Below are 2,391 nucleotides of genomic sequence, written 5' to 3'. Positions count from 1 at the left end.
GGCCCGCAGCCCCCCTCTCCCTGTGGGAGAGGGGATGGGGGTGAGGGTCGGGGCCGGGAACGTAAACGCGGCGGGGAGAGGAATCCCCGCCCTACGTCATCGCAGACTGCAAGGCGCGGGCCGGGGTGAGGCCCGCAGCCCCCCTCTCCCTGTGGGAGAGGGGATGGGGGTGAGGGTCGGGGCCGGGAACGTAAACGCGACGGCCCGCGGCCCCCCTCGCCCCTCTGGGGAGAGGGGATGGGGGTGAGGGGTAAAAGCGGCGGGGACTGAAGTCCCCGCCCTACAATTGGTATCCGTAACATCAGCCGGGTGCGGATACCACACCGACGGATACTAAAACGCCCCCACGGGCGCGCAACATGCTTGCAATCTCTCGCCCCCAACGGCCCCCCCGGCGGGACCGGCGTTTAATTCGCCGTCTCGGGGGAGCCCGCCAGCTTCGGCACGTGGGGAAGCCGGGCCCTCGCCGAATCGCCGCGCAGGAGCATCCACAGGGTGGCGAGGATGAGCTTCAGGTCGTAGAAGGCCCCGGCCCGCTCCATGTAGGCCAGGTCGAGGCTGATTTTCTGCGCCAGAATCCACTCGTAATCCCGGTCCACCTGATCCGGGGTGATGACCAGCGATTCGTTGATGTAACGGAGCTGGGCCAGGCCGGTGATGCCGGGTCGGAGCTCCAGGATGCGCCGCTGGCGTTCGTTCAGGCCCTTAAGGTAGCAGGGCAGCTCGGGCCGGGGGCCGACCAGGCCCATCTCGCCCCGGAGAACGTTGAAGAGGTTCGGCAGCTCGTCCAGCTTCCAGGAGCGCAAGAAGGCGCCCACGCGGGTGATGCGGGGGTCGCCCGCCGAGGTGATGCCGCGGCCGTCCGCGTCCGCCTCCATGGTGCGGAACTTGTACATCGGGAAGATGCGCCCGCGGTGGCCGACACGCTCCTGCCGGAAGAGCGCCGGACCCGGCGAGCCCAGGGCTATCGCCACGGCGATGACGCCCATCACCGGCGCGAACAGGGCGATGCCGACCACGGCGACAACGATATCCAGAGCCCTTTTGAAAAAACCGCGCATCTCGTTAATGTTCAAGTAGTTGAAGGAGAAATATACCCGGAGTCCCCTCGTAATGTCAAGCCCAGTCAGGGGATACATGTGCAAAAAAAATGCCACAGTTCCGCGGAACGGCCTGGGGGTGTGATTTACCGGCGCAGACAGGGCCTTCGCGGGCCCCGCCCGCCGAAAAAACCGTAAAAAAGGCCCCTCCCGCCGCCGGGATGGGGTAAAAAGTAACGCATTCGTTCAATCATCGGGCCCTCAGCCGGAGCGCAAGGGCGTTGACGGACACCGACAGGGAGCTCAGGGCCATCGCCCCCGCCGCCAGCACCGGCGAGAGAAGCCCCAGACCGGCCACCGGCAGCATCCCCATGTTGTAGGCGAAGGCCCAGAAGAGGTTGCCCTTGATCGTGCCGCGCGTCTTCCTCGCCAGGACGAAGGAGCGCGCCACCGCCCCGATGCCGCCGTGGACCAGCGTCACGTCGGCCGACTCCACCGCCACATCGGTGCCCGAGGCCAGGGCAACCCCCACGTCGGCCGCACAGAGCGCCACGGCGTCGTTGATGCCGTCGCCCACCATTGCCACACGGGCACCGCCGGCCTGGAGCCGCCGGACCAGCTCCGCTTTGCCGGCCGGATCGAGACCGGCGTGGACCTCCCCGATGCCGAGTTTATCCGCGACCGCCCGGGCCGGGGCCTCGCGATCCCCGGTGGCCAGGACGGTGCGGATGCCGAGCTTTTTGAGCCCATCCAGCGCCTCGGCGGCCTCGGGGCGCGGCTCGTCGGAAACCGCCAGGACGGCGAGGAGGGCTCCGTCCCGGGCCAGGTAGGCGATGCCGGAGCCGGACGCCGCTTGCTCCGCCTCGAACCCGTCGGCGGCCGAGAGGTCAATACCGGCGGACTCCAGCATGGAGCGCTGGCCCAAGAGAATCGGGGCGCCGCCCTGTGAGCCCCGGACGCCGGCGCCCGCCAGCTCCTCCACGTCCGCCACGTCCAGAGGGGAGAGTCCGCGCTCCCCGGCGGCGGCCAGCACCGCCGAGGCGAAGGGGTGGTTGGAGCCCCGCTCCAGGCCCGCCGCCAGCGCCAGCGCCTCCCCCTCGTCCGCGCCGAAGGTCTCGACCTCCGTGACACGGCTCCGGCCCACGGTCAGCGTCCCGGTCTTGTCGAAAACCACTGTATCAATGGATGCTGCTGTCTCCATGACGGCGGCGTCGCGGAAGAGGACCCCCCGCCGGGCCGCCAGACCCGATCCCACGATGACCGCCATGGGGGTCGCCAGCCCCAGGGCGCAGGGGCAGGCGACGACCAGGAGGCTGACCGCGTTCACCAGGGCGGTCTCCGCCGAGCCGCC

At 69.5% G+C, this 2,391-nt stretch carries 2 protein-coding genes; both read right to left on the bottom strand.

Translation table 11 applies throughout. The annotated features are described in order from the left end of the window. Positions 1-407: 407 nt before the first annotated feature. Positions 408-1,061, bottom strand: coding sequence for a sugar transferase (locus NTW26_09360; protein ID MCX7022460.1), 654 nt, complete (start codon positions 1,059-1,061; stop codon positions 408-410). Between the two features lie 229 nt (positions 1,062-1,290). After that, on the bottom strand, positions 1,291-2,391 hold a 1,101-nt coding region (locus NTW26_09355; GenBank protein ID MCX7022459.1), incomplete at its 5' end, for a heavy metal translocating P-type ATPase.

The sequence above is a fragment of the bacterium genome (assembly GCA_026398675.1).
Lineage (GTDB): Bacteria > RBG-13-66-14 > RBG-13-66-14 > RBG-13-66-14 > RBG-13-66-14 > RBG-13-66-14.
This window is presented reverse-complemented; position numbering and strand designations above follow the sequence as displayed.